Annotated in this window: 23 protein-coding genes; 11 read left to right on the forward strand and 12 right to left on the reverse strand. The window is 60.5% G+C overall.

What is annotated here, in order from left to right; genetic code table 11:
- Positions 1 to 31: 31 nt before the first annotated feature.
- The 3 genes from pgsA to VOY09_RS13440 are packed head-to-tail and all read left to right on the forward strand — an operon-like array spanning position 32 to position 1,301.
- Entirely contained in the window at positions 32 to 619 is a 588-nt protein-coding gene (gene pgsA / locus VOY09_RS13430) for a CDP-diacylglycerol--glycerol-3-phosphate 3-phosphatidyltransferase (RefSeq protein ID WP_322894531.1), read from the forward strand.
- Positions 616 to 861, forward strand: coding sequence for a molybdopterin converting factor subunit 1 (gene moaD / locus VOY09_RS13435; protein WP_322894530.1), 246 nt, complete (start codon positions 616 to 618; stop codon positions 859 to 861). The genes pgsA and moaD overlap by 4 nt, the downstream gene beginning before the upstream one ends.
- Positions 861 to 1,301, forward strand: a complete 441-nt coding sequence (locus VOY09_RS13440) for a molybdenum cofactor biosynthesis protein MoaE (RefSeq protein WP_322894529.1) — start codon at positions 861 to 863, stop codon at positions 1,299 to 1,301. Before moaD ends, VOY09_RS13440 begins: the two co-directional genes overlap by 1 nt.
- Here VOY09_RS13440 and VOY09_RS13445 read toward each other — a convergent pair.
- A complete protein-coding gene (locus VOY09_RS13445) occupies positions 1,287 to 1,868 on the reverse strand; it encodes a DNA-3-methyladenine glycosylase I (RefSeq protein WP_322894528.1) in 582 nt (193 codons plus the stop codon). The two genes, VOY09_RS13440 and VOY09_RS13445, sit on opposite strands and share 15 nt — an antisense overlap.
- An 83-nt stretch (positions 1,869 to 1,951) precedes the next feature.
- On the opposite strand from VOY09_RS13445, the gene VOY09_RS13450 reads away from it, so the two are divergent.
- The 3 genes from VOY09_RS13450 to phbB all read left to right on the forward strand — a co-directional run bounded on the left by VOY09_RS13450 (position 1,952) and on the right by phbB (position 4,846).
- Complete coding sequence (locus VOY09_RS13450) at positions 1,952 to 2,746, forward strand: EAL domain-containing protein (protein ID WP_322894527.1); 795 nt, start codon at positions 1,952 to 1,954, stop codon at positions 2,744 to 2,746.
- 139 nt (positions 2,747 to 2,885) lie between these two features.
- Positions 2,886 to 4,061, forward strand: coding sequence for an acetyl-CoA C-acetyltransferase (locus VOY09_RS13455; protein WP_322894526.1), 1,176 nt, complete (start codon positions 2,886 to 2,888; stop codon positions 4,059 to 4,061).
- A 59-nt stretch (positions 4,062 to 4,120) separates the two neighbouring features.
- Positions 4,121 to 4,846, forward strand: a complete 726-nt coding sequence (gene phbB, locus VOY09_RS13460) for an acetoacetyl-CoA reductase (RefSeq protein ID WP_322894525.1) — start codon at positions 4,121 to 4,123, stop codon at positions 4,844 to 4,846.
- Positions 4,847 to 4,932: 86 nt separating this feature from the next.
- On the opposite strand, the gene VOY09_RS13465 is transcribed toward phbB, so the two are convergent.
- The 3 genes from VOY09_RS13465 to VOY09_RS13475 form a co-directional block, all read right to left on the reverse strand.
- The gene (locus VOY09_RS13465) at positions 4,933 to 5,100 is read right to left on the reverse strand and encodes a DUF465 domain-containing protein (protein ID WP_322894524.1); all 168 of its coding nucleotides are present in this window, start codon (positions 5,098 to 5,100) and stop codon (positions 4,933 to 4,935) included.
- Positions 5,101 to 5,218: 118 nt separating this feature from the next.
- Complete coding sequence (locus VOY09_RS13470) at positions 5,219 to 5,995, reverse strand: tRNA1(Val) (adenine(37)-N6)-methyltransferase (protein WP_322894523.1); 777 nt, start codon at positions 5,993 to 5,995, stop codon at positions 5,219 to 5,221.
- A complete protein-coding gene (locus tag VOY09_RS13475; protein ID WP_322894522.1) occupies positions 5,967 to 6,185 on the reverse strand; it encodes a DUF2007 domain-containing protein in 219 nt (72 codons plus the stop codon). Before VOY09_RS13475 ends, VOY09_RS13470 begins: the two co-directional genes overlap by 29 nt.
- A gap of 55 nt (positions 6,186 to 6,240) precedes the next feature.
- Between VOY09_RS13475 and VOY09_RS13480 the strand changes: the two genes are divergently transcribed.
- Positions 6,241 to 7,239: a polyprenyl synthetase family protein gene (locus VOY09_RS13480; protein WP_322894521.1), complete on the forward strand. Its 999-nt coding sequence runs from the start codon at positions 6,241 to 6,243 to the stop codon at positions 7,237 to 7,239.
- Positions 7,240 to 7,241: 2 nt separating this feature from the next.
- Here VOY09_RS13480 and VOY09_RS13485 read toward each other — a convergent pair whose 3' ends face one another.
- The 3 genes from VOY09_RS13485 to map form a co-directional block, all read right to left on the reverse strand.
- Positions 7,242 to 8,276, reverse strand: coding sequence for a TRAP transporter substrate-binding protein (locus tag VOY09_RS13485; protein ID WP_322894594.1), 1,035 nt, complete (start codon positions 8,274 to 8,276; stop codon positions 7,242 to 7,244).
- A 76-nt stretch (positions 8,277 to 8,352) separates the two neighbouring features.
- Positions 8,353 to 9,849 carry an alpha/beta hydrolase gene (locus VOY09_RS13490; protein WP_322894520.1) on the reverse strand — a complete coding sequence of 499 codons (1,497 nt, stop codon included), beginning with the start codon at positions 9,847 to 9,849 and terminating at the stop codon, positions 8,353 to 8,355.
- A 3-nt stretch (positions 9,850 to 9,852) separates the two neighbouring features.
- The gene (gene map, locus VOY09_RS13495; protein ID WP_322894519.1) at positions 9,853 to 10,665 is read right to left on the reverse strand and encodes a type I methionyl aminopeptidase; all 813 of its coding nucleotides are present in this window, start codon (positions 10,663 to 10,665) and stop codon (positions 9,853 to 9,855) included.
- A 126-nt stretch (positions 10,666 to 10,791) separates the two neighbouring features.
- Between map and VOY09_RS13500 the strand changes: the two genes are divergently transcribed.
- Genes VOY09_RS13500 through VOY09_RS13515 form a run of 4 tightly spaced genes read left to right on the forward strand, consistent with a single transcriptional unit; the run spans position 10,792 to position 13,736 of the window.
- Entirely contained in the window at positions 10,792 to 11,514 is a 723-nt protein-coding gene (locus tag VOY09_RS13500; RefSeq protein WP_322894518.1) for a competence/damage-inducible protein A, read from the forward strand.
- Positions 11,511 to 12,251, forward strand: coding sequence for a GNAT family N-acetyltransferase (locus VOY09_RS13505; RefSeq protein WP_322894516.1), 741 nt, complete (start codon positions 11,511 to 11,513; stop codon positions 12,249 to 12,251). Before VOY09_RS13500 ends, VOY09_RS13505 begins: the two co-directional genes overlap by 4 nt.
- Entirely contained in the window at positions 12,241 to 12,807 is a 567-nt protein-coding gene (locus VOY09_RS13510; protein WP_322894515.1) for a peroxidase-related enzyme, read from the forward strand. Before VOY09_RS13505 ends, VOY09_RS13510 begins: the two co-directional genes overlap by 11 nt.
- Positions 12,808 to 12,815: 8 nt before the next feature.
- Positions 12,816 to 13,736: an OmpA family protein gene (locus tag VOY09_RS13515; RefSeq protein ID WP_322894514.1), complete on the forward strand. Its 921-nt coding sequence runs from the start codon at positions 12,816 to 12,818 to the stop codon at positions 13,734 to 13,736.
- A 4-nt stretch (positions 13,737 to 13,740) separates the two neighbouring features.
- On the opposite strand, the gene VOY09_RS13520 is transcribed toward VOY09_RS13515, so the two are convergent.
- From VOY09_RS13520 to VOY09_RS13540, 5 genes are all read right to left on the reverse strand, one after another.
- Entirely contained in the window at positions 13,741 to 14,484 is a 744-nt protein-coding gene (locus VOY09_RS13520) for a GGDEF domain-containing protein (RefSeq protein WP_322894513.1), read from the reverse strand.
- Between the two features lie 117 nt (positions 14,485 to 14,601).
- Entirely contained in the window at positions 14,602 to 15,507 is a 906-nt protein-coding gene (locus VOY09_RS13525; RefSeq protein WP_322894512.1) for a LysR family transcriptional regulator, read from the reverse strand.
- A gap of 165 nt (positions 15,508 to 15,672) precedes the next feature.
- Positions 15,673 to 17,697, reverse strand: coding sequence for an NADPH-dependent 2,4-dienoyl-CoA reductase (locus VOY09_RS13530; RefSeq protein ID WP_322894511.1), 2,025 nt, complete (start codon positions 17,695 to 17,697; stop codon positions 15,673 to 15,675).
- Between the two features lie 77 nt (positions 17,698 to 17,774).
- Positions 17,775 to 18,263: a fasciclin domain-containing protein gene (locus VOY09_RS13535; RefSeq protein ID WP_322894510.1), complete on the reverse strand. Its 489-nt coding sequence runs from the start codon at positions 18,261 to 18,263 to the stop codon at positions 17,775 to 17,777.
- Positions 18,264 to 18,362: 99 nt separating this feature from the next.
- Complete coding sequence (locus VOY09_RS13540) at positions 18,363 to 18,728, reverse strand: hypothetical protein (protein WP_322894509.1); 366 nt, start codon at positions 18,726 to 18,728, stop codon at positions 18,363 to 18,365.
- Positions 18,729 to 18,734: the final 6 nt, after the last annotated feature.

An 18,734-nucleotide genomic window follows, 5' to 3' on the forward strand; every position in this document is an offset into this window, starting at 1 on the left:
GTCCGGGGCAAAGGCAGCTTATGTTGACGTCATGCTGACATTGCCCAACATCCTGACGATCCTGCGACTGGCCGCTGCGCCGGGTGTGGTGATCATGTTTTTGTATTTCCAGCGGCCTGCGGCGGATTGGTTTGCGCTGATCCTGTTCGTGGCAGCAGCGCTGACCGATTTTCTGGACGGCTATCTGGCGCGCCGCTGGAAGCAGGAAAGCAAGCTCGGCACGATGTTGGACCCGATTGCCGATAAGGCGATGGTGGTGATTGCGCTTTTGGTGATCACCGGGTTTTCGGGGATGGACCCTTGGATCCTCTTGCCCGCGACGGTGATCATGTTCCGTGAAGTCTTTGTCTCCGGCCTGCGCGAATTTCTGGGGGATACGGCGGGTACGCTGAAGGTGACGCAATTGGCGAAGTGGAAAACCACCGCGCAGATGGTGGCGATTGCGATTCTTTTCGCCAAGGGCGCGTTTGAACATTACGCGGGGATTGATGCGCCATCGACCATGATCGCCTGGTCGGTCGGGATCGTCGGGCTGTGGATTGCGGCCCTGTTGACCCTGATCACCGGCTGGGATTATTTCCAGAAAGCGCGTCCTTTCCTGAAAGGGCCGACGGCATGAATGTGATGTATTTCGCTTGGGTCCGCGAACGGATCGGCCTGCCGCAAGAGGTGGTGGAGACCGATGCCACGACAGTTGCCGGTCTTGTCGCCGCATTGGTCGCGCGCGAAGACCGCTATGCCGCGGCCTTTGCCGATATCAGCGCCTTGCGTGTGGCGGTGGATCAGGAACTGGCGGATTTCGACGCGCCATTGGCCGGGGTGCGCGAGGTCGCGTTTTTCCCCCCGATGACGGGCGGCTGATGCAGGTTCGCGTGCAATCCGATGCCTTTGACACCGGGGCAGAGCTGGCGGAATTCGCGCAAGGCCGCCACGATATCGGCGCTGTCGTCAGTTTCACCGGCGTGGTCCGCGACACGGTCGGCGATCTGCATCATATGCTGATCGAACATTACCCCGGCATGACCGAACGCGCGATCGGCGGGATCGTGGATCAGGCCGTGGCGCGCTGGGCGCTGGCAGATGTGCTGGTTATTCACCGCTATGGCGCGCTCGCCCCCGGTGCGCCGATCATGATGGTTGCCACAGCGGCAGGGCACCGGGCGGAGGCCTTTGCTGCCGCTGATTTCCTGATGGATTACCTCAAATCCCGCGCGCCGTTCTGGAAGAAAGAAGTGACCCGCGACGGTGCGTCTTGGGTCGCGGCGAAAGATGCGGATGAACAGGCGCTAAAACGCTGGTGATCGTGCCAAGGCCGCGCAGGGGGCGTGGCGCGGGCAGGTTGTCAGGTGATTGTTGATCAGGCCTGTCGCCTCCATGAACGCATAGACGATTGTGGGGCCGCAGAATTTGAACCCGGCTTTTTTCAGGTCTTTCGAGATTTGCGCCGATAGCGGCGATTGCGTTGGCATCTGGCTGCGGTCCGCCAGATTCGTGCGCAAAGGCACGCCATCGACGTAGTTCCAGAGATATTGCGCAAAGCCCTGATCCGCCTCGATCTTTTGCCAGGCGCGGGCATTGGTGATCGTCGCGGCGATCTTGCCCCTGTGGCGGATGATGCCGGGATCGGCCAGCAAGCGCTGGACGTCATCTTCGCCCCATTCCGCAATGATATCAGGGTCAAACCCGACAAAGGCCGCGCGGAAATTATCGCGCTTTTTCAGGATCGTGATCCAGGACAGGCCCGCCTGAAACCCGTCGAGCACCAGCTTTTCCCATAAAGCGCGACTGTCATATTCCGGCACGCCCCATTCGGTGTCGTGGTAATCGATATAGATCTGTTCGGGTCCGGCCCAGTCGCAGCGTGGCATTTTCTTGCAGTCCTTTAAACGTTTCTTAGCATCTTGCGGTGCATAGTCCCGGCATAAGGATGGATATCGCAATGCAAAATAACATGCTTTCTAAATCTGATCTTGATGATGTGCCGGTCGCGGATCCGCTGCTCTATGCGCTGGCGAGCCGGGACGCCGATGTGCTGGATCTGGTGCGCGACGCGATGGCCGCAGGGCGCACCAGTCTTGCGTTTCACCCGATTGTCACGACCGACCCGGTCCCGCAGATCGCCTTTCATGAAGGGTTGATCCGCCTGAAAGATGACGCCGGGCGGGTCATTCCGGCCGCGCATTTCATGCCACTGATCGAAGATACGACCTTGGGCCGCCAGATCGATTGTATCAGCCTGACGCTTGCGCTGCGGCTGTTGAAACAGAACCCTGGCCAACGGCTGTCGATCAACCTGTCGGCCCGGTCAGTGGGCGATGGGGAATGGCGCCGCCTGCTGGAAGACGGGCTGCGTGACCGCAATGATCTGGGCGAAAGGTTGATTTTCGAGGTCAGCGAATCCTCGGCCATGATGCTGCCCGATCTGATGATCCGCTTCATGGCAGAAGTGCAGCCCAAAGGTGTTGCTTTCGCCCTCGACGGGTTCGGTGCCGGGATGACAGCGTTCCGCCATCTGAAAGATTTCATGTTCGATCTGGTCAAGATCGACAAAAGCTTTGTGCATGGGATCGATGAAGACCACGATAATCAGGTGCTGGCAGAGGCTTTGACGACCGTCGCGCATCAATTTGAAATGTTCGCCGTCGCCGATGGCGTCGAGACCGAGGAGGAGGCCGCTTTTCTGCGCAGTATCGGTGTGGATTGTCTGCAGGGATATCTGTTCGGGATGCCACGATTTACATTCTGAGGGGATGGTCTGGGATTTGATTTGCCCTCTGGGATTCAACGCAATAGCATGGTGTCGAAGCGGGAGGATAGGGTCAATTCACACGTCATGCGTGTGTTTGACGGTCATTTTCCCAGAACAAACCTGAAGGGACATATTCATGACCAATGTCGTTATCGCATCCGCCGCCCGCACCGCGGTGGGCAGTTTTGGCGGTGCATTCGCCACCACGCCTGCCCATGATCTGGGCGCTGCCGTTTTGTCCGAAGTCGTCGCGCGCGCCGGAATCGACAAATCGGAAGTGAGCGAGACGATTTTGGGTCAGGTCCTGACAGCCGCCCAGGGTCAGAACCCGGCACGGCAAGCGCATATCAACGCAGGCCTGCCGATTGAAGCTGCTGCTTGGGGGATCAATCAGGTCTGTGGGTCCGGTCTGCGCGCTGTCGCTTTGGCTGCGCAGCATATCCAATTGGGCGATGCCGAGATCGTGCTGGCCGGTGGTCAGGAAAATATGTCGCTCAGCGCGCATGCCGCGTTTCTGCGGGCGGGTCAGAAGATGGGCGATATGACCTATATCGACACGATGATCCGTGACGGTTTGTGGGATGCGTTCAACAATTACCACATGGGCCAGACGGCTGAAAATGTTGCCGACCAGTGGCAGATTACCCGCGACGTGCAGGATGAATTCGCTGTTGCTTCGCAGAACAAGGCGGAAGCCGCGCAGAAGGCGGGCAAATTCGCGGATGAGATCATGGCCTTTACAGTGAAATCCCGCAAAGGCGAAACCATTGTCGATCAGGATGAATATATCCGCCACGGCGCCACGATTGAAGCGATGCAGAAACTACGCCCGGCCTTTACCAAGGACGGGTCGGTCACGGCGGCGAATGCGTCTGGCCTGAACGATGGTGCGGCGGCGACTTTGCTGATGTCGGTGGAGAATGCCGAAAAGCGCGGGATCGAACCGCTGGCGCGGATCGTGTCCTATGCCACGGCCGGGTTGGACCCGTCCATCATGGGCGTCGGGCCGGTGATGGCCAGCCGCAAGGCGCTCGCCAAGGCTGGGTGGACGGTCAATGACCTTGATCTGGTCGAAGCGAATGAGGCTTTTGCAGCACAAGCCTGTGCCGTGAACAAGGATATGGGTTGGGACCCTGCCATCGTGAACGTCAATGGCGGCGCGATTGCCATCGGGCATCCGATCGGCGCCTCTGGTGCGCGGATTCTGAACACGCTGTTGTTCGAAATGAAACGCCGCGGTGCGAAAAAGGGTCTCGCGACCCTGTGCATCGGCGGCGGGATGGGTGTCGCGCTTTGCGTTGAACGCATGTGACGCCACGGGCGGCGCGTCCGCGCGCTGCCCCCAAAATTAACCAAAGGGAGGAGAAGATTATGGGACGAGTAGCACTTGTCACTGGTGGATCGCGCGGGATCGGGGCGGCCATTTCCACAGCTTTGCAGGATGCAGGCTATCGCGTGGCCGCGACCTATGCGGGCAATGACGAAAAGGCGGCGGCCTTTACGGCAGAGACCGGCATCAAGACCTATAAATGGGATGTCGGCAATTATGAGGCTTGCGCTGCTGGCATTTCGCAGGTCGAGGCTGATCTGGGCCCGGTCGAGGTTTTGGTGAACAATGCGGGCATCACCCGCGACGCGCCATTCCACAAGATGACACCGCAGCAGTGGAAAGAGGTGATTGATACCAACTTGTCGGGCGTGTTCAATATGACCCATCCGGTCTGGCCGGGCATGCGCGAGCGTAAATTCGGGCGGATCATCACGATTTCATCGATCAACGGCCAGAAAGGCCAGTTCGCGCAGACGAATTATGCCGCTGCCAAGGCCGGTGACATTGGTTTCACCAAGGCGCTGGCGCAAGAAGGCGCGCGTGCGGGGATTACGGTGAACGTGATCGCGCCGGGCTATATCAACACCGAGATGATGAGCACGATTCCTGAAAAGGTGATGAACGAGGTGATTCTGCCGCAGATCCCGGTCGGGCGTCTGGGTGAAGCATCGGAAATCGCGCGCGCGGTGGTTTTCCTCGCCTCGGATGATGCGGGTTTTGTCACCGGATCGACCATTTCGGCCAATGGCGGGCAATATATGTCCTGATCGTCAGGTCAGACACAAAAGGGCCGCACCCGATTGGTGCGGCCCTTTGCGTTCATCGCTGGCGGCGCGTCAGGCCGACATCAGCGTCAATGCGTGGCAAGGCGTGTGATTTCTTCCTTGATCTGCAGCTTTTTCTTTTTCAATTTCGCAAGTTCCAGATCGTCAACGCCCGGACTGCGCTGCAACACTTCCACATGGTCCGAGAGGGTTTGGTGCTTTTTCTTCAGTTCCTGTACATGCGAACTCAAGCTCATGATCTTCCTCCTGCTGGTTGAATGTAAAGGAATTGCAACACAGTTCCGCAGCCCTGTCACGCCGCAACGCAGCAATTCCCCCATCACGACACGCTAGCAGCCAAATCCTGCCAAAAGATTACCCATCCATGGGCAGATCAGCGCCATTGCGCAAAACCTCTGCAACCTGTGATGTATAGCTGTCCTTGTCCGCCACATGCGCCACACCCATGTGCATGACCAAAGTCGGCAGCAGGCGAAAGGGCGCGCGCCCTTCCTGTCTTGCTCGCAGGATGAACAGGCCCGGCGCGCGATCAGCCCGTCCGGCAATGGGGCGAATAACGATAGAGCCGAGCCGGCCTTGTAACGCTGCCAAAGCCTCTGGCAGCCGTTCAATCCTTTGAATCAGCGTCAGATAGCCTTGTGGCGCCAGCCGTCGTGCGCCGATATCCAGCCAATCGGTCAGCGGCGTGTCCCCGCCAAGGGCGGTATCGCGACCGGAGTCTTTGGCGGCGGTGCCCGCGGCGCGGTCAAAATAGGGCGGGTTCATGATCACATGGTCGAATCGCCGTTGGCGCAGATCGGCGGGCAGGGCGCGCAGATCTGCGGTGATCACGTCGAGCGTCAGATCATTCGCCTTTGCGTTGTGCCCAGCAAGCGCTGCATATTCGGGCTGCAATTCCACGCCGGTCAGGGCCAGACCCGGCACCCGCCGCCCAAGGCAGAGGATCGCCACACCGACGCCGCAGCCAAGTTCCAGCACCGATTGCCCCGGCTTGGCCGCGACCGAAGCCGCCAGCAGCACCGGATCAACCCCCGCGCGATAGCCCCGGCGCGGTTGCCTGATCTGCAAACGCCCGCCCAGAAAGGCATCGAGTGTCGTTGGATCAGTCACGCCCCAGATCAATCTCGCCATCGCGCATCACGGCCTCGGCCATGAACAGGTCGCGGTCGAGCACCATCAAGCGGCGCGGCATAATGCCTATGCTGCCTTCCATGATGCTCATATTGTCGTCGAAGGTGAACCAGTCTATACCTTCCGCGTCCAGCAGGGCTGTTGCAAAGGCGATGACAGTGACGTCATTGGTGCGTAAAAGCTCTTTCATTGTTATGATTTACGGCGGCTGTCCGCCCTTGTCCACTCACAGACGGAACCTCTCCATGAGCCTTGACCATGCTGCCACCAAACCCCACGAACAGCTGGCCGAGGCTCTGGCAGATGATCTGACGGCGGTGAACGTGATGATCCGCGAACGCATGGCATCTGAACATGCGCCGCGCATCCCGCAGGTGACCGCCCATCTGGTCGAGGCGGGCGGCAAACGCCTGCGCCCGATGCTGACCTTGGCTGCGGCGCGGATGTGTGGCTATGATGGACCCTATCATATCCATCTGGCGGCGACTGTGGAATTCATCCACACCGCGACCCTGCTGCATGATGATGTCGTCGATGAAAGCCGCCAGCGGCGCGGGCGGCCCACGGCGAACCTGTTGTGGGATAATACATCCAGCGTGTTGGTGGGCGATTATCTGTTCGCGCGGTCTTTCCAGTTGATGGTGGAAACCGGGTCTTTGCGGGTGCTGGATATTCTGGCGAACGCATCCGCCACGATTGCCGAAGGCGAGGTGCTGCAACTGACCGCCGCCGCCGATCTGGCGACCACGGAAGAGATTTACATCAAGGTTGTGCGCGGCAAGACCGCCGCCTTGTTTTCCGCCGCGATGGAGGTCGGGGGCGAGATTGCGGGGCAGGATGCTGCAATAAAACAGGCGCTGTTCGATTTCGGCGATGCTTTGGGGATCGCGTTTCAGATTGTCGATGATCTGCTGGATTATGGCGGCACGCAGGCCACCGGCAAAAATATCGGCGACGATTTCCGCGAACGCAAACTGACCTTGCCAGTGATCCGTGCGGTCGCGGCAGCCGATGCCGATGAACGCAGCTTCTGGGATCGCACGATCCAAAAGGGCCGTCAGGAAGATGGCGATCTGGATCATGCGATTGCGCTGCTGCAGCGGCATGGCACGCTGGAAAGCACGCGGGCCGATGCGATTGCATGGGCGGGCAAGGCCAAGGATGCTTTGCGCGTCATCCCTGACCATGCGTTGAAAACCATGCTGGTCGATCTGGCCGATTACGTGGTCGCCCGGATCAGGTAGCTTTATTCTGCCGTGGCTGCGACCGCGCGCTGTGCGGCGGCGACAAGGGCGGCACCGTCATATCCTTTGGCATCCATCTCGGTGATCCAGTTTCTGGTGACGCCTTCACCGATGGTCCTGATCTGCGCGGTGGCTTCCTCTGACAAGGTCGCAATCACATTGCCGCTGGCGGCCATGATATCGCGGCCCAAGGCATCGCCCGTGTCATGCGCCTGCCCGGCCCAGCGGCTGGCCATCAGCCCGGAATTGGCGTCGATCACCGCGCGCAGATCGTCGGGCAGCGCCTCATAGGTCGCCTTGTTCATCGCCCAGAGAAAATAGAGGTTATAGAGCGACCTGTCACCCGCGACATCGGTGTGACTATCCGTCAGCTCATCCAGTTTCAGCGAGGGTGATTGTTCCCATGGGATCACCCCGCCATCCACGACACCGCGCGCAATCGCCTCGGGGAATTGCGGGACCGGCATCCCGACGGGCGAGGCGCCGAGGTCTTCCAGCAACAAGGTCGCCATGCGCGAGGGGCCGCGCAGTTTCAGTCCGGCGAAATCAGCAGCACTTTCCGGCGCGGACCCGCGTTTGTGCAGGATGCCGGGGCCATGCATATGGGCGGCGATGATATGGATATCGGCGAAATCATCCAGCAGATAGGTCTGGGTGAATTCCCACGCGGCGGCGCTGGCCTCTTCGGCGGATTTGGTGGTCATGAAGGGCAGTTCCAGCGCCTCTGCCTCGGGAAAGCGGTTAGGCTGATAGCCGGGGATCACCCAGCCGCCATCGATCGCGCCGTCGCGGATCAGGTCATATTGGCTGGTGGCTGATCCGCCGAGCTGCATGAAGGGATAGATTTCGACCTTGATCCGGCCATCTGATTGTTCCTCGATCGCATCGGCCCAGGGTTGCATGAAATAGGTCGGATTGGCGCTGGCGGGCGAGACGAAATGTTGAAAGCGCAATGTTACTTCTTGCGCGAAAGCGGGGGTGCTCAAGGTCAGCGCGGCCAGCGCAGCGGCATAGGGGTTCAGGCGCATCGGATGCATCCTTTTTGAAATGTCAGGGAAAGGTGTCACCGCTAGCGACCCCATAAAGATAAGGATATCGCGGGTGATTGCAATATCAGACCGCGAAGAGCGGAAATGTCATCCCCAAGGCCCAGCCCAGAAACACGCCCAGCCCGATGCCCGCGGCCAGCGGGCGCTGCGTGGCCCGCCCGATCCAGCCGCCCAGAGTGCCGAAGAGCAGAAAGAACAGCAGGATGATCGGCATGATCAGCAGCAGGAAAAACAGCCCCTCCATATCCAGCGCGGTCGCAATGCCGAGCGAGATCAACGCATTGCCCCGCACCATCAGCACCCGCCAGAGCGGGGCGCGCCCGGCCTCGGTCAGATAGGCATCGGCGATCATGAACGGCACAGCACCGGCAGCGATAACGAGGATGATCCAGATCCTTGCATCGACGGCGAAGAAGGAGGCGACATAGATATCCAGCATGCTGCCGAAAATGCCGATGCAGAAGATCGCGACGGGCAGGGCCAGCAGCGTGCCTGTGGCGTCCCAGCGCAAAGCGCCTGCGCGGGCCAGAAAGGCAAGGCTGATCACCCCGAAGAGCGCGAAATGCAGCGCCAGATAATCCGCGACCAGCACCGGCAGGAAGCCGATGTCGAAGGGCAGCAGGATGAGAGGGGTCAGGATCGTCGGCACCAAAGTCGCGGCCCAGAACCTGCCTCGCGCAAGGCGCTTTGGCGGTGTCGCAGCGCGCAACGGGCGTGCCAGCCGCGCCAAGGGCCATGCCAAGGCGGTGACGCTGATGATTAGCAGCGCGATCCAGCCGCCGCGCGCGGCGGCAGGCGTGTCGGTCGGGCGGTCAAAAACGGCATTCAGCCAGTCGCGGCTTTCCACCATGCTGGTCGGCGCATAGAGCACGCCGACATGCTCCACCGACGGGGCCAGCACCGCGCGACGTCCGGTGCCAGTGGCGGGATCGCCCAATGTTTGCGCGAATTCTGCGTCAGGGTCGGTCAGGTGCAGGACGCGCAAAGCCTCGGCCGCGAGCCTGTCTTCCCAAGCGCCGTTGATAATCAGCAGATTGGCGGGGGAAGCCGCCGTCACCTCGGTTGAAAACATCGACACGGCGACGACAGCATCGACCCTGTCATCCGCAACCGCCTGCCGCACGATAATGTCTGAGGCCATTGAGTGGCCGAGCAGTGCCAGCCGCCCATCGGCACCGGTCAGGGCGAGGCTGGCATCCACCACGCGCGCGAGTTCCTCGACCAGCAAGCGCGTGGTGCCATCGACGGACGATACATCGCCCGACATCGGCACCGGATTGCGGCCATGCCCCTGCAGATCATAGCTGACAACGATATAGCCCGCCTGCGCCAAGGTCTGGGCAAAGCCCAGCATCAATTGGCGCGATCCGGCAAAGCCATGGGCGATGACGACGACAGGGGCGGCGGTGATACCGGGCTGTTGCAGCACGCTGGCGGGCGTCTGCCCGATCATGATCTCTTGCGCGACCAGCCCTGCGCCTGTCTGTTCCAGCCGCAGGATCGACAATCCTGCCCCCGCCAGTGCCAGAAGAAGAACCAGCAGGGGCCAGAAGCGCCGCATCACCTAGACGGTGTAAGTCGGGTGAAACAGGCCCTTCGGCGATGTCGTGAAAATCTGGGCGCCATCCGCCGTGATCCCGATGGAATGTTCAAACTGCGCGGACAGCGATTTGTCGCGGGTCACGGCTGTCCAGTCATCGGCCAGCACTTTGGTCTCTGCGCGGCCAAGATTGATCATCGGCTCGATGGTGAAGAACATCCCTTCTTCCAGCACCGCACCGGTGCCGGCGCGCCCGTAATGCAGCACATTGGGCGGCGCGTGGAACACCCGGCCCAGACCATGGCCGCAGAAATCGCGCACGACGGACATCCGGTGGCTTTCGGCAAAGGCTTGAATGGCATGGCCGATATCGCCAAACGTATTGCCGGGCTTGGCGGCAGCAATGCCTTTCATCAGCGCGTCATGGGTGACGTCGATCAGCCGTTCGGCCTTGCGGGACAGATTGCCTGCGACATACATCCGGCTGGTGTCACCAAACCAGCCATCGACGATCACGGTCACGTCAATGTTCAGAATATCGCCGTCTTTCAATATCTTATCGCCGGGGATGCCATGGCACACGACATGGTTGACCGAAATGCAGCTGGCGTGTTGATAGCCTTTGTAGCCGATGGTTGCGGATACCGCACCGGCATCGCTGACCATCTGGGTGATCAGGCGATCCAGCTCTCCGGTCGTCTGGCCGGGGGTCACATGGGCCGCGATCTCATCCAAGATCGTCGCGGCCAGCGCGCCTGCCTTGGCCATGCCGTCGAAATCGACGGGCTCATGAATGCGGATGCCCTCTTTGGTCAGGCGGCCTTTGTTGGTGTCCACGTGCGTTATCCTTTGGCTTATCAGCGGCGATATAGGGCAAAAGCGCGCAAAGTTCTAGGCCTGCAACAGGCGTGGCAAATCTGTCGCCACGATCTATAAAGCCTGCAACAGGACAGGAGATACCAAATGCCCAATCCCACTGCCGCCATGCTGGTGATCGGCGATGAAATTCTTTCGGGCCGGACCCGTGACGCCAATATGCATCATCTGGCCGGGCGGCTGACCGAGGTGGGCATTGACCTGCGCGAGGTCCGCATCGTCAGCGATGACGCGCCCGCGATCATCGCGGCGGTCAAGGACCTGTCGGCAGCGTTCGACCATGTGTTCACCAGCGGCGGAATCGGGCCGACGCATGATGATATCACTGCCGATTGCATCGCTGCCGCCTTTGGCGACACGATCGACGTGCGCGATGATGCGCGCGCCTTGTTGCAGGCGCATTATGACCGGTCAGGGCAGGAACTGAACGCAGCCCGCCTACGGATGGCGCGGATTCCTGCGACAGCGCGGCTGATCGACAATCCGGTCAGCACCGCGCCGGGGTTCAGCATCGGCAATGTGCATGTGATGGCGGGCGTGCCATCGGTGTTTCAGGCGATGGTGGCGAGCGTGCTGCCGACGCTGACCGGCGGCGCGCCGCTGCTATCGCGCAGCCTGCGCGTGATGCGGGGCGAGGGGGATATCGCCGGGCCTTTGGGCGCTTTTGCCGCGGATCATCCTGACCTGTCGGTCGGGTCTTATCCGTTTCAGAAGGACGGGATTTACGGCGCCAATCTTGTGATCCGGGGCCAGGATCAGGCACGGGTTGATGCGGCTTTCGCCACGCTGGAACAGCTTTTCCCCGGATGACATTGCCTTCAGCCCAGCAATGCTACGACGTGATCGACGCGACATGGCCGCCCGAGGCGCGCCAGAGATTGGGGTCATGGACGATCCGGTTTGATCCCAGCGGCAGCAGTAGGGTCAGTGCCGCGACAGCGGATGCGCCATGGCAATCGGGCGATATCGCGCAGGCGGCTGAAGCGATGCGCGCGGCAGGCCAGCGCCCGCTGTTCATGATCCGCGATCAGGATGCGGCACTTGACCGTGAACTGGCTGACCTTGGCTATCTGATCAAGGACCCGGTCAATCTCTACGCCGCCCCGGTGGCGCAGATCGCGACAATGCGCCCCCCACCAGTGACCACGTTCGAGGTCTGGCCGCCGCTGGCCGCGCAGGTGGAAATCTGGGCGGCGGGCGGGATCGGTGCAGGCAGGCTTACGATCATGGACCGTGCGCCGCTGCCGAAAACCACGATCCTCGGGCGGTTGCAGGACCGGCCTGCGGGCACTTTGTTCATCGGTATTGCTGGCGATTGCGCCATGATCCACGCGCTGGAAATCGCGGTGGCGCAGCGGCGGCAAGGCTTGGCGCGGCAGATGACGATTGCCGCGGCCTTTTGGGCGCAGGCGCAGGGCGCGCGCTGGCTGACTTTGGTGGCGACCCGCGCAAATACGGGCGCGCATGCGCTCTATACTTCCCTCGGGATGGGGGTTGTGGGACAGTACCATTACCGCATCCAGCCGGAGGACGATCGTGACCGATAAACCCACCGCCCTTGACCTGCCGATGGTCGATCCGCTGCCCGAGGCGACACAGAAATATTTCGATATTTGTCAGGACAAGCTGGGAATGGTGCCCAATGTGCTGCGCGCTTATGCTTTTGATATCGACAAGCTGAACGCCTTCACAGGGCTTTATAACGACGTGATGTTGGCCGAGTCCGGCCTGACAAAACTGGAACGCGAGATGATCGCGGTGGCCGTGTCCTCGGTGAACAAATGCTATTATTGTCTGGCGGCGCATGGCGCGGCAGTGCGGCAGATGTCGGGCGATCCGTCCTTGGGCGAAATGCTGGTGATGAACTGGCGGGTCGCGCCGCTGGACGCGCGGCAAAAGGCGATGCTGGACTTTGCGGAAAAGGTGACACTGGCCTCGGCCCGGATCGAAGAAAAGGACCGTGATGCCTTGCGGCAGGTCGGGTTTTCGGACCGGGATATCTGGGATATTGCGGCTGTGGCGGGATTTTACAATATGACCAACCGGATCGCATCGGCCACTGATATGCGCCCCAATGATGCCTATCACGCGCAGGCCCGATGATCAGAGCCTTGGTTTTTCTGGCCCTCTCGGCCTCGGCTGGGCAGGCGCAGATCCTTGACTTCCCGGCCAATGCGGCCATGCAGACGAGCGAGACGAGCCCGCTGGACAGCTATGATCTGCCGGTCGGGATCTGGGCGGATGGCCTGCTGCCGGTGACCCCGGTCGAAGGGGCCTTGACCCGCGAGGCCTGGCGCATCGATTCGCAATCCCTGACGACATTGCAATTACTGCGCCCGTTGCGCGAACAATTGCGCGACGATAGGTTCCGCATCATCTTTGAATGCCAGACCGAAGCCTGCGGCGGATTTGATTTCCGCTTTGCCACATCCGCGCTGCCACCGCCCGAAATGCAGATCAATCTGGGCGATTTCCGGTTTCTGACAGCCGAGCGGGTGACAGCAGAGGGGCCGGATTATGTCACCCTTTTCATCAGCCGGACGGCGCAGGCGGGGTTCGTGCAGGTGACGCGGGTTAGCCCGGTGTCGCAGGAACCAGCGCCGCTTGCCGCCGCCACGATCCCGCCTGCCGGCTCGCCTGACGACAGCGCAGAGGTCGGTCTTGCCAGTCAGCTGGATGCTGCAGGTCGCGCCATTCTTCCCGGTCTGGCCTTTGCAACAGGGTCGGCCGATTTAACGGATCAGGAATTTGATGTCCTGACGGACCTTGCCGCATATCTGGCCAGCCATCCTGACCGGACGGTCGCCCTTGTCGGGCATACCGATTCCGTGGGCGGGCTGGACAGCAATATCGCGCTGTCGAAACGGCGGGCGGGGTCAGTCTTGGAACGGCTGGTCAGTGCCTATGACGTGAACCGCAGCCAATTGGCGGCGGAGGGCATGGGCTATCTCGCCCCGCTGGCCAGCAACCTGACCGCGGCAGGGCGCGAGGCAAACCGGCGTGTCGAAGTGATCATCACATCGACGGAATAGCGGTTTACAGGGCCATTTGCAGTTTTGCCGTCGGCGCAAGATCATTGGCAAAGACAATCCGCGCCCGGCCTTCGGATTTTGCCTGATACAGGGCGCGGTCGGCCTGCGCGAACAACAGATCAAGCGGTTGGTCAGGCGATGTCACGACCGCCCCGACAGATAATGTCACGGTCAGATGCTGGTTTTCAGGACCGCCGCGGAATGGAATGGGCCGCGTCAGGCGTTCTGCGATGAAATGGGCCTGTTCGACGGACGCATTGGCCAGCAGAATAGCAAATTCCTCGCCCCCGATACGCCCGGTCACATCTTCGTCGCGCAGGTTGCGTTGCAGCATATAGGCAATGGATTTCAGGCAATTATCCCCCGCCTGATGGCCGTAAGTATCATTGATCTGTTTGAAATGATCCGCATCCAGCAGCAACAGGATGCCGGTCTGATAGCGTTTATTGCATTTTGCCGCGAGATCGAAAAAAGTGTCGCGATTGTTCAGCCCTGTCAACCCGTCCTTGCGTGACAGGTGACACAGGCGGCGTTGCAGCCGGACCTGAAACATCATCACGACAAAGAAAACCCCGATGAACGGTGTCCCGACGATCGCCGCATTGATCAGCTGATAAAGCAGCCGGTTGGAAGGCAGATATGGCCCCGCAGCCCAGGCGAAGGCCACATTCGCGGCTGCGATGACAGCCGTGAAGAACAGCACGCGGGAAAAGATGCCGCAGACATCCTGTGGTGCAAGGATTTGCATGATGCGTTCCATAAGCACCCCCAAAGTTTTGTTGGCACAAACTGGCAACAAAACCTTAAGATTTCCTTAACGCCCCACGGCAAACCGCCAAAAATTTTAACGTTTGGGGCGCTGACATCACCAGGATTCGGGGCCTTTATCGGCAAAAGCCTCGGTCAGGAAATCGACAAAGGCCCGCACTTTGGGTTGGGTAAAATGCCCTTGTGGATAGACGGCATAGACCCCTTGGGTTTCGCGCGGCAATTCGGGGATCACATCCTGGACCAGCCCCTTGTGCAGCGCGTCGGCGTAGAGCAGGCAGGGCAGATAGGCGATGCCAAGCCCGCCGATGCAGGCGTTCAGCAGGGATTGCCCGTCGTTCACCGTCAGCGACCCGGCGGTGCGCACCTGACGTTTTTCGCCCGATGGCGCGGTCAGTTTCCAGACCGCCGCATTGGCATTGCTGGAATAATGCAGCAGCTTGTGATTGTTGAGATCGTCAATCTTTTCCGGCCGGCCATATTTCTCAAAATAGGCCGGGCTTGCCACCATGCGCCGGATCGTTTCGGTCAGTTTGCGACTGCGCAAAGTGCCATCTTCGACCTCGCCGATCCGCACCGCGATGTCGAAACCTTCGGAGACCAATTCAACATAGCGGTTATTCAGCACCATATTGACAGTGATATCGGGGTTTTTTCGCAGAAATGCGCCCAAAATGGGCGACAGGTGATTGACGCCAAAATCCGTCGCCACGCTGACGCGCAACAGGCCCGATGGCGGGCTTTGCATCGCGGTGACCAAGGCATCCGCCTCGCCCGCGTCATTCAGGACGCGCCGCGCGCGATCATAATAGGCAAGGCCAATCTCGGTCGGGCTGACGCGGCGGGTCGTCCGGTTCAGCAGGCGTGTGCCAAGCCGCGATTCCAGCGCCGAGACATGTTTAGAGACGGCAGATTTAGAAATACCCATTTTCCGGGCGGCATCGGTGAAGCCACCTTGGTCGACAACTGTCGCAAAGGCTTCCATTTCGGTCAAACGATCCATTACAAAATCCAGATTACTCGTTACACGTGCATGTGTATTGCGCGCAATTTAGGCAGGAAAGCGGCGCGGAGCAGACAATAAGGCGGTCTGTCACAGGATTGATGCAATTTCAGGTATGGTTAACGCAGAATTTCCGGGCGACCCCGCGCAAAGCCTATCGCCGAGTCAAAGCGCGGCGGCGACACGTGTCCCTTGATCAATCGCGCGTTTCGCATCGAGTTCGGCAGCCACATCCGCGCCGCCGATGACATGCACCTTGCGCCCTGCGGCGATCAATTGATCGGCAAGGCTGCGTTCGGGCAATTGGCCAGCACATAGCACGATCGTATCGGCGGCAATCAATCTTGGGTTGCTGCGGGCATCCCCGTCGCTGATATGCAGGCCGTCTGCGTCGATCTTTTCGTAATTCACGCCGCCGATCATCTGCACATCTTTCATCTGCAGCCCGGCGCGGTGAATCCAGCCGGTGGTCTTGCCCAGCCGTTTGCCCAGCTTTTCGGCCTTGCGTTGCAGCAAGGTCACCTGTCTGACCGGCGCTGTGGGTTGCGGTCCTTGCGGGCGCAGACCGCCCCGCGCCTCTGCCGGATCACCGACGCCCCATTCGACCAGCCAGTCGGGCAGGTGATCGGTGGGGCTGTCGTCGGTCACCAGATATTCGGCGACATCGAAACCGATGCCACCGGCCCCGATGATCGCGACTTTTTGCCCGACCTGCACATTGCCGCGCAGCACATCGATATAGGATACCACATTGGGGCCTTCCTGCCCCGGGATCGCCGGATCGCGCGGGATCACGCCACTGGCGATGATCACCTCATCGAAACCCACCAGATTTTCCGCTATCGCGGTGGTGTCCAGCGCCAGCGTGATGCCCGATTTGGCGACCATGGTTTTGTAGTAGTCTACCAGCCCCCAGAATTCTTCCTTGCCTGGCACTTGTTTGGCAAGGTTCAGCTGGCCACCGATCTGATTCGCCTTGTCAAACAGGGTGACGTCATGTCCGCGCGCAGCCGCCGTCAGGCTGGCGGCCAGACCGGCAGGGCCAGCGCCGATGACTGCGATACGTTTGGCGGCGGGGGCGGGGGTGATGGTCAGTTCGGTTTCATGACAGGCGCGCGGATTGACCAGACAAGAGGATAGCTTGCCACTGAACGTATGGTCCAGACAGGCCTGATTGCAGGCGATGCAGGGTGCGATTTCTGCTGCTTTGCCAGCGGCGGCTTTGGCCACGAAATCAGGATCGGCAAGAAAGGGCCGCGCCATGCTGATCATATCCGCGCAGCCATCGGCCAGCACGGATTCGGCGACATCAGGTGTGTTGATCCGGTTCGAGGTGATGACGGGAATCGTCACTTCGCCCATTAGTTTCTTGGTCACCCAGGCAAAGGCGCGACGCGGCACAGAGGTGGCGATGGTGGGAATCCGCGCCTCGTGCCAGCCGATGCCGGTATTGATGATGGTGGCACCTGCGGCTTCAATCGCGCGGGCGAGTTGCAGGACCTCGTCCCAGGTTGACCCATCCGGGATCAGGTCGATCATCGACAGCCGGTAGATCACGATGAAATCAGGGCCGACAGCCGCGCGCACGCGGCGCACCACCTCGACCGGCAGGCGCATGCGGTTGGCATAGGACCCGCCCCAATCATCGGTCCGTTTATTGGTATGGGTGACAAGGAATTGGTTGAGGAAATAGCCTTCGGACCCCATCACCTCGACCCCGTCATAACCCGCCGTGCGGGCGCGGGTGGCAGCGGTGACCATATCGCTGATCTGCTTTTCAATCCCCGCCGCATCCAGTTCCTGCGGCGGGAAAGGCGAGATCGGCGATTTGATCTGGGAAGGGGCCACGCATTTGGGGCTATAGGCATAGCGCCCGGCATGCAGGATCTGCATCGCGATCTTGCCGCCAGCGTCATGCACGCGGGACGTGACGATGCGGTGATTGGCGATATCGGTATCGGTAAACAGCCCGGCGGCACCGGGGAACACGCCGCCTTCGGCATTGGGGGCCATGCCGCCAGTGACCATCAAGGCGACACCGCCGCGTGCGCGGGTGGCATAGAATTCCGCAACCCGGTTCCAGTCGCCGGTTTCTTCCAGCCCGGTATGCATCGACCCCATCACCACGCGGTTTTTCAGCGTGGTAAAGCCCAGATCAAGCGGTGCCAGAAGATGTGGATATTGGGTCATTGCGGGCCTCCCTTTGGTCGCAGAATGGCCAATGGTTTCGGTGACGTCACCTCCAACGTGGCGTCACCGGGGGGGCATCATGGCATCAGCAGCCGGTCGATCGTGTGGATCACACCGTTGCTGGCCGGGGTGTCACCGGCGGTGACCGTGGCGCCGCCGACCTTGAGCCCGTCGCGCCCGTCGACAGGCAGACCGGCGTTATTGATCGTCGCCAAGGTCAGCCGCTGCCCTGCCATTTGTTCGGTCGTCACGGTGCCTGGCACGACATGATAGACCATGATGGCATATAATTGATCTTTGTTTTCTGGCAGCAGCAGGTTTTCTAGCGTGCCTGCGGGCAGGGCGTCAAAGGCTGCGTTGCTGGGCGCAAATACCGTGAAGGGCCCCAAGGTCGACATCGGCGTGACAATGTCAGCTGCGGTCGCCGCCGCGATCAGCGTGGTGAAATCGCTGTTTGCGGCCATCACGTCGATGACATTCCCCTCTGTCGCCACCGGAACACAGGCGGCGAATGAGGCTGTCGCCACAGCGCAGATGGCAGATTTCAGGGCGAAACGACGGTTCATGGGATGGTCCTTTACGAATGGTTAAACAGTTTTACACATACAATGATCACAGGATTACTGGGATGACATCAGCCATATCATGCCGCGGGCAAGACAAGGTTAATTTTCCTGAACCCTGCGCCGGAAGGCGGATTTCAGCAGATCGAGTTCGCTGCGCAGCAGGTCGATTTCCGCCCGCAGATCATCGGCCAGCGGCGCACCCGCCAGGATGGCCAGACTGCCGATCTTTGTGCCATCGGCCAGACTGATCACGATGGTCTGCAAACCATCATTCAACACATGCGCCGGGATCGGCAGGCTGATGCGCCATGTGCCGTCCTGCGGACCCGGAACGCAGTGCAGATCGGGCACGGCGCGGCCTTCATGGGTGGCGGTCAGACTGGGGGCGTCATGATCTGCGCCTTCCAGCAAAGCTTCCCAGAGACCGGCATGCAGACGGGATTGCGTCAGGGTCGGTTGTGTCATCGTTCC

Origin of the sequence: Yoonia sp. 67-2, assembly GCF_035117555.1 — a bacterium.
Taxonomy (GTDB): domain Bacteria; phylum Pseudomonadota; class Alphaproteobacteria; order Rhodobacterales; family Rhodobacteraceae; genus Yoonia.